This is a genomic window from Marivirga sp., from assembly GCF_024636815.1.
In the GTDB taxonomy this organism is placed as follows: domain Bacteria; phylum Bacteroidota; class Bacteroidia; order Cytophagales; family Cyclobacteriaceae; genus Marivirga.
In genome coordinates this window covers 1-8,258 of the sequence record NZ_JAGXGF010000196.1, presented here as the reverse complement: position 1 = coordinate 8,258, position 8,258 = coordinate 1, and the positions used below count along the sequence as shown (strand labels likewise).

The following is an 8,258-nucleotide window of genomic DNA, read 5'->3' as shown; positions in this document are numbered from 1 at the left end:
TTACTGCAGGATTTAATTATCAGGGAGTTATGGGAAACAATTACTCAGGAGTGTACGCTGGAATATCCATTCCGTTGTGGAGTGGTAAGAATAAAATTAAGACTGCAAAAGCGCAATACCAATATCAGCAGTCTAATGCCCAAGCAGTTATTACAGAGCGCCATTCTGATTTTTTGCAGCAATATAACAATTATGACTTGATGCTTCGGCAATATGGAGAGTACAGTACCACATTGGAAGGCTTGAATAGCGAAAAACTGCTGCTAGAAGCATTCCAGTTAGAGCAAATCTCTTTCATGGAATATTATGGGGAGCTGCAATTTTACCGGCAAGCTTATGATAAAATGCTGGGAATAGAAAAAGAGCTTTATCAACTTAAAGCCAACTTATTAAAACATCAATTATAACACACTAAAAAGAAAAAATTATGAAAATTAAAAACTTAGTATTCGCATTATTAATCCTTTTCACCATTTCATGTACATCACAGTCTTCCAAAGAAAAAAAAGAACACGGTCATGAACACGAAACCGAAGAAGCGCATGGCCATGCTCATGATGATGACACTGAACATCAACACCAAGACGGGGAACATCATGAACAGGAAGAATTTATCATTGAAGAAGACTCTACCCATACGCATGAAGATGGGAGTGAACATCATGATCATTAAAAATAAGTAAATGCGATATATCATACTATTAATAGCATTGCTGGCGATCTCCTGTCAATCAGCAGAAGAGCAAGGCCATGCCCACGATGCGGAAGGTGGCCACCTGAATGAAGAAAGTGAAATACCTGCTGTAGATTATACGCGTTGGACAGATAATACGGAGTTATTTGTTGAATTCCCAGCATTGGTTGTAGGCAAAATCAGTCGATTTGCAGCTCACTTTACCATTCTTGAGCAACACCAAGCTGTTAGCAAAGGAAGTGTAACTGTGAGTCTCATCAAAAATGATAAAGGTATTCGACATACAGTAGATGCACCCTCTTCGCCAGGTATCTTCACTCCTTCTTTACAACCTAAAGAAGCGGGAATTTATCAATTGGTGTTTGAATTGAAAACACCTGAATATTCTGATAAAATTGTACTAAACGATATTCGGGTTTTCAGTACAGCTGAAAAAGCAGTACAGGCTTTAAGAGGTGCAGAAGAAAGTGGTAATGCCATTAGCTTCCTGAAAGAACAAGCCTGGAAGATGGAGTTTCAAACTTTTCCAGTTGTGGAGAAAGAAGTTTTTCAAAGCATTCCTTCATCAGGTATCTGGAAAGTAGCCCCTTCTGACTATCAAACACTAGTTGCTCCTGCAAATGGACGGGTAAGTTTTGGCTCGGGAGTATTTACTGAAGGAAGCCCGGTGAAGACAGGTCAAATCTTAATGTCTGTTAGCAGTTCAGGTCTTACACACAATAATTTGGGTGCTGAGATTCAAAAAGCAAAAGCGGAATACGAACAAGCTAAGGCAGAATACGAACGGAAGAAGAAATTGTACAATTCGGAGATTGTTCCTAAGGCTGAGCTGGAGCAAGTGGAGCAAAAATTTCTTATGGCCAAAACCAATTATCAAACACTTAGGAGCGGATTTAGTACGGGTGGTAAAAAGATAATAGCTCCAATGGATGGATATATAAAATCGATTCAAGCCGTTAATGGCGGTTTTGCAGAACAGGGTGATCCACTTATGACTGTAGCAAGTCACAAAAGCAGCTTACTTGAAGTTCAGCTTAGTCCCAAATACAGTGCAGCCTTGCAAAATATCCAAAATCTTTGGTATCAGGCTAAGGATGGTGTTTGGTCAAGTCTAAATGAAAACGGAGGTGAAATTATATCAGTAAGTAAAGCAGTTGAAGCGAATAAACCTTTGATTTCTGTGTTTGCTCAAGTCAATGAAGCAGTGGAAATGCCTGAAGGAAGTTTTACCGAAGTACAGTTAGCAGTTGGAAAACCTGAGGAAAGCCTGGTTGTGCCGAATTCTGCTTTGTTGGAAGATTACGGTAATTATTCAGTTATCGTGCAGCTATCAGGCGAAAGTTTTAAAAGAAGAAATGTAATAATCGGAAAGCAAAATGGTAGCGAGGTAGTGATTTTAAAGGGCTTGAAAAAGGGTGAAGTAGTCGTAACAAAAGGGGCATATCAAGTAAAAATGGCTTCCATGTCCGGACAAGCACCTGCACATGGTCATGCACATTAAACGGTTAAAATTATGTTGAATAAGATATTATCGATTTCATTAAAAAACCGATTGATGGTGCTTCTTGCTGCTGTGCTTTTAAGTATAGCTGGAATTTATATCGCTCGGGACATGAACGTAGATGTATTTCCTGACCTGACAGCTCCAACGGTTTCAATCCTCACTGAGGCTCATGGAATGGAGTCCGAGGAGGTTGAAAAATTGGTCACCTATCAGTTGGAAACAGCCATGAATGGATCTCCGAATGTTCGAAGGATCCGTTCGTCATCCGGTGCAGGAATTTCTATTGTCTGGGTCGAATTCGACTGGGGAACTGATATTTATCGAGCGCGTCAGATAGTGAGCGAACGCATCCCTATGGTTCGGGAAAATCTCCCTGGTGGAGTAAGTGCCCCCACGATGGCTCCCATTTCATCCATCATGGGTGAAGTGATGCTACTAGGTATTCGCTCGGATAGTTTGTCAGCTATGAAGTTACGAACCCTGGCCGACTGGACAATTAGACCAAGAATTAAATCTATTGGTGGTATTGCCAACGTGATTGTGATTGGTGGAGATTACAAACAATATCAGGTTTTAGCAAAGCCTGAAAAGCTGAAATATTATGACGTTACGCTTAGCGAACTACTAGAAAAGGTTAGGGAAAGCAATGTCAATGCTCCTGGTGGATTTCTAAATGAGCATGGCAACCAATATATTATAAAAGGTAACGGTCGAGCCTACTCTGTGAATCAATTGGAAGAAGCTGTTTTGAAGCAGGTGAATGGGCAGACTATTAAAGTCAAAGATGTAGCCTCTGTGGAGATAGGTGCTGCTGATAAAATTGGTGATGCTTCATTAAACGCTTCTCCTGCCGTAATTCTCACTATCTCTAAGCAGCCAGACGTAAACACACTGGAACTAACCAAACGATTGGATGAAGCTATTGCAGACTTGAATGAGACACTTCCGGCTAGTGTAGAAATCAAAAACCAAATTTTCCGTCAGGCTGATTTCATTGAGGCATCAATTGATAATCTAAATCAAACATTGTTAGAGGGAGCGTTCTTTGTGGCCATTGTGCTTTTTATATTCCTGATGAACTGGCGTACAACCATCATTTCATTGCTTGCAATTCCTATTTCCTTACTCGCTTCCATCATCGTGTTAAAGTTATTGGGTTTTACCATTAATACCATGAGTCTGGGTGGTATGGCCATTGCAATTGGTGCTTTGGTGGATGATGCTATTATTGATGTAGAGAATGTTTATAAACGATTGCGCGAAAACATTAGAAAGCCAAAAGAAGAACGATTACCTGTATTGAAAGTGGTAAAAGATGCTTCAGTAGAAATCAGAAGCTCTATCATCATTGCTACGCTCATCATCATTGTCTCCTTTATCCCGCTCTTTTTCTTGAGTGGCATGGAAGGACGATTGCTACAGCCTTTGGGGATTGCCTTCATTACTTCGGTACTTACATCTTTGATTGTGGCGGTGACTGTAACTCCTGTCCTTTGTTCTTACTTGCTCAATAGTGATAAAGTACTTACTAAGCGTGCAGAAGGAACAAAGGTAGAAAGATGGATGCAGGCCCGCTACGTGAGTGCTTTAGATCGTGTGTTAAAGTTTCCTAAAACCGTAATTGGTTTAACTATTGGCGCATTTATTATCAGTTTGGTTTTACTTTCTCAATTAGGCCGAAGCTTTTTACCAGAGTTTAACGAAGGCTCCATGGTTATCAGTGCAGTTGGTCCCCCCGGCATGTCACTGAAAGAAAGTAATAAAAGTGGCAAATTGATAGAAGAATTACTACTTGAAATACCAGAAGTGGAAGTCGTGACCCGCAGAACAGGGCGTGCGGAATTGGATGAACATGCACAGGGGGTGAATGCTGCTGAAATAGACGTACCATTCAATCTTGAAGGGAAATCGAAAGAAGACTTTTTTCAAGAGGTAAGAACTAAACTAAGTATCGTGCCTGGAGTGAACATCACATTAGGACAGCCCATTGCCCATAGGATTGATCACATGCTTTCTGGAACTCGAGCCAATATCGCTATCAAAATTTTTGGTGATGATTTACAGCGTCTGTTTGAATTAGGTAAAAGCATAGAGACCAGTATCAAATCGATTGAAGGTATAGCGGATGTGGCGGTTGATCAACAGGTTGAGGTACCGCAATTGAGAATTACTCCCAAACGTCAATTATTGGCTGCTTATGGAATGACTGTCGGTGACTTGATGAAACAAGTTGATATTGCTTTCGCTGGAGAGAAAGCTGGGGAAATCTATGAGGGACAGAAATATTTTGACCTAGTGGTTCGCTTTCAAAAGGAATCAAGAAGTAATATTGAAGCGATAAAATCGGCTCTTATTAGCTTACCAAATGGTGGGCAAACCACCTTAGATCAAGTTGCAACTATTGGTTCTGTAAGTAGCCCGAATACCATTAGTAGAGAGAATGTTAAACGTAAAATTGTTGTGGCTGCAAACGTGCAGGAAAGAGATTTGCGTAGTGTTGTGAATGAAATTCAGCAAATTGTAGGAGACAATATTGAGCTACCAGAAGGTTACAGAATAGAATATGGTGGACAATTTGAAAGTGAAGCCAAAGCTTCAAAATTGCTATTGATAACCGCAGTAATAGCCATTCTAATTATATTTCTATTGCTTTATTTCGAATTTAAAGATGTAAAATTATCATTTATTGTATTAATCAATTTGCCCTTGGCACTGATTGGTGGAATTTTGATAGTTTATTTCACTTCTGGAATAATCAGCATCGCTGCCACCATTGGTTTCATTAGTTTATTTGGTATTGCAACCCGAAACGGTATTCTTTTGGTCTCTCGTTTTGAAGACTTGCGAAAGGATGGCATGCAGGGTTTTGAATTACTCAAAACAGGTGCCTTAGACAGACTCAACCCAATCCTGATGACCGCTTTCACGACAGGACTTGCTTTGATACCACTTACTTTAAAAGGTGGTGAACCAGGCAATGAAATTCAAAGTCCGATGGCTGTGGTCATTCTGGGTGGTTTACTCTCAGCCACAATCTTAAACCTGTTGGTGATACCTTGTGTATATGAATTGATGAATAGGGTAAAAGTCAAAGATTAAACATAAGCTTTTAAAATTTTAAAAGGCCAGATTTTTCATTTGAGAATCTGGCCTTTTTATGTTTTTTTTTTAAATCAAAAACTGTCTCAAAATAAAATTATTAACAGCTTCTTTTTTTGATTCTTACAACCATTATTATTTTGAGCCGGGTAAAATTTATTCCTCCTTTTTTATTGCCAGCCCTGTTCACCCTTCAAAGGCACAAAACTGAAATTGGAAAACACCTCTTTTACTATTTTCTTTTCAGACTCTTTAGTTAATCGAAGCATCTGTTGTATTTGATTATCCCCTACTGGAATTACAAGGCAACCACCAACATTTAATTGCTCAATCAAAGCAGAAGGCACACTCGGAGCACCAGCTGTTACAATTATCTTATCATATGGCGCATGTGCAGGAATCCCTTGGGAACCATCACCACTAAAGAAATGAGGTTGATAACCCATTTGAGGGAGAAATTTACGGGTACGTTCATACAAAGGCTTTTGATATTCGATAATATAAACCTTAGCACCCAATTCGCATAAAACGCATGCTTGATAACCAGAGCCTGTGCCAATCTCCAATATTTTATCGCCAGGTTTTACTTGCAATAATTCAGACTGGAAAGCTACCGTATAAGGTTGAGAAATTGTTTGACCATGTCCAATCGGAAAAGCTTTATCTTGATAGGCATGTTCTAAAAAGGCATTTTCAAAAAAAACATGACGTGGGATTTTCCCCATAGCCGATAAAATTCTATCATCTTCTATACCCTTATCACTCAGTTTCTGAATCAATTTTCTACGCATTCCCTGATGCTTGTAGCTGTCTTCCATCATATATCAAACTTATGAAAAATTGAGGATAGGTGAAGAAAAAAAATGAATAATAAACCGCTATAAAGGCAAAAACCTTCCAGGTATTGAAAACCTGGAAGGTTTAATGAAATGCAAGCAGATGCTTGGTGTGCCACCGTCAACTGAAGCAGTGTTTCAAAAATAATGGAAGCAATTTGCCTTTTTTTGAATGAGATTCAGTCAATTATTGAATATCAATAAATTCCGGGCGTCCTCCTCGCGAAGGTGAGGATCTATTCATTTTAACCTTTGGTTAAAATATTAAGACAGCTGGAAACTGGTCATAAACAATAATCATTGATAAATATTCCTTCTATGACAAGAGTCTTGAAAAGAATTTTCAAGACAACAAGATCCCTTCCTTCGCAGGGATGACTGCTCGAGTTAAGATTGTAGATGCTCAAGGTCTGTGGCACACAAACCACTTGAACACCCCTTCATCTTAAGGAATGCTCACCGGCTCTCTCTGCAACCTATCCTCAATCACTTTCTCAATATGAGGAAGAGAGCTGTACAATTGCTCGTAATCATCAATGATAAAGTATTTAGTCTGAAATTTATCTTTTCTGTAGCTGCTATCAATGATGGCTTCAACATTATAGTCAAAATGCTCTGGTTCATCAGAAATAGAGAATTTAGTTTCTCCTGGTGATGAAATGATTCCTGCGCCATAAATTCTTAAGTCTCCTTCTTCTCTGATTAAGCCAAATTCAATAGTAAACCAGTAAATTCTGCTTAACAAATGTATTGCCCATTCATTATCCAAATGTCTCAATCCGATTTTTGCCAAGCCTTGCAAGAAATCAACAAAAGGTTGATTAGTCAGCAATGGAATATGTCCAAATACATCATGGAACATATCTGGCTCTTCTAAGTAATCCAACTGCCCTCTCGTTCTCAACCATGTGGTAGCAGGAAAAATTCTGTTACTCAACAACTCAAAGAATTTACCATCCTCCACTATGCCAGGGACAGCTGCCACTTGCCAACCAGTCAATTCTTTTAAGTATTTATTAGTCTCCTCAAAATTAGGAATAGCTTTTTCAGTAAAATGAATTTTGTCAATCCCTTCCACAAATTCAGTGGTAGCTACTTTCTTAATGTTTTCAAATTGTCTTCTGAAAAGTATTCCCCAAACTTCCTGGTCTTCGACTGTGTAATTCTCGTAAATCTGTTGCATGATATTAATAATTAATTTTTAATGTTAGTGTTTAAAAATTGGACATAAAAAAAGCCCGAATCCATTGGAATCGGGCTTGGTATATTTTCTATTTGAAATATGTCTTACATCATATGCATAACACTACCATTACCGATTCCTGTCGGGACTTGATAATAGTAATAATATGTGTTGTGCGTGAAATTCATTTGTGCAAAGCTAATGGAGGAATATTTAAAAACAAATAGATTTTGAATAATACTGATTAATTTTAATTTATTCATGATTGAATGGGAGAATCAGTACCAATCAATTGTCATTTACTCTAAGGGTTTAGAATAAATAGCATTCGTCTTCAATTCTTCAATATAAAACAAATTATATAATTTAGAATCATGGACTTGTAAATGATGCGAAGCAAACCTACTTATCTCAATTTCATTTAATGAAAAATCACTTACTTCAATTTTAAACAAACGATTTCTTTCACTTCCAAATGGATTATAGTACAAGTAATAGTAACCGGTAACTCCATCCTTCAATAGCATGCAAGAATAATCCTCAGAATATTTAGAGCTATTAACATTATAATCGCTCAGATTAATTTTCTTTACAAGCCCATTTTCAGGACCTATCAAAAGTAGTTCTCCTGACTTATTGTTAATTAGAATTATATCAGCAGTAGAGTCAATAACAAAAAATTGAATTGACGGATTAACACTATTTACCCCGTATTCATTCGCATTATGGTTACTCCTGTACAAAGTATCGTAAGGAGAAGCTAAATAATCAACCAAAAAATAGCTCAACTCATTTCTCATTTTAGAAAAAACAGCTGAGCTAGCCATATCAATTTTCTCCTTTCTCTTATATGAAAGGGGAATAGTAGATTTACTTTTTCGTAATCTTTCAGGATATCGATGCTTTTTAAACCTCCCCTTTTCTCGTTGTATTTCTAAATAC

General features: G+C 38.0%; 8 protein-coding genes. 4 read left to right on the top strand and 4 right to left on the bottom strand.

Annotated features, from left to right (window positions below):
- From Q0L29_RS14205 to Q0L29_RS14190, 4 genes are all read left to right on the top strand, one after another.
- Positions 1 to 407: TolC family protein (locus Q0L29_RS14205; RefSeq protein ID WP_296622709.1), on the top strand; the 407-nt coding region annotated here is incomplete at its 5' end.
- 20 nt (positions 408 to 427) lie between these two features.
- Complete coding sequence (locus Q0L29_RS14200; protein ID WP_296622707.1) at positions 428 to 673, top strand: hypothetical protein; 246 nt, start codon at positions 428 to 430, stop codon at positions 671 to 673.
- A gap of 10 nt (positions 674 to 683) precedes the next feature.
- On the top strand, positions 684 to 2,195 hold the full coding sequence (locus Q0L29_RS14195) for an efflux RND transporter periplasmic adaptor subunit (RefSeq protein ID WP_296622705.1): 1,512 nt from the start codon (positions 684 to 686) through the stop codon (positions 2,193 to 2,195).
- Between the two features lie 12 nt (positions 2,196 to 2,207).
- A complete protein-coding gene (locus Q0L29_RS14190; protein WP_296622703.1) occupies positions 2,208 to 5,297 on the top strand; it encodes an efflux RND transporter permease subunit in 3,090 nt (1,029 codons plus the stop codon).
- Positions 5,298 to 5,467: 170 nt separating this feature from the next.
- Here Q0L29_RS14190 and Q0L29_RS14185 read toward each other — a convergent pair whose 3' ends face one another.
- The 4 genes from Q0L29_RS14185 to Q0L29_RS14170 form a co-directional block, all read right to left on the bottom strand.
- On the bottom strand, positions 5,468 to 6,115 hold the full coding sequence (locus Q0L29_RS14185; RefSeq protein WP_296622710.1) for a protein-L-isoaspartate(D-aspartate) O-methyltransferase: 648 nt from the start codon (positions 6,113 to 6,115) through the stop codon (positions 5,468 to 5,470).
- A 463-nt stretch (positions 6,116 to 6,578) separates the two neighbouring features.
- Positions 6,579 to 7,316 (bottom strand): phenylalanine 4-monooxygenase, encoded by a 738-nt coding sequence (locus Q0L29_RS14180; RefSeq protein ID WP_296622702.1) that lies wholly within the window; start codon positions 7,314 to 7,316, stop codon positions 6,579 to 6,581.
- 104 nt (positions 7,317 to 7,420) lie between these two features.
- Positions 7,421 to 7,579 carry a hypothetical protein gene (locus tag Q0L29_RS14175; protein ID WP_296622700.1) on the bottom strand — a complete coding sequence of 53 codons (159 nt, stop codon included), beginning with the start codon at positions 7,577 to 7,579 and terminating at the stop codon, positions 7,421 to 7,423.
- A 36-nt stretch (positions 7,580 to 7,615) separates the two neighbouring features.
- A partial coding sequence (locus Q0L29_RS14170) for a hypothetical protein (RefSeq protein ID WP_296622698.1) occupies positions 7,616 to 8,258 on the bottom strand: 643 nt, incomplete at its 5' end.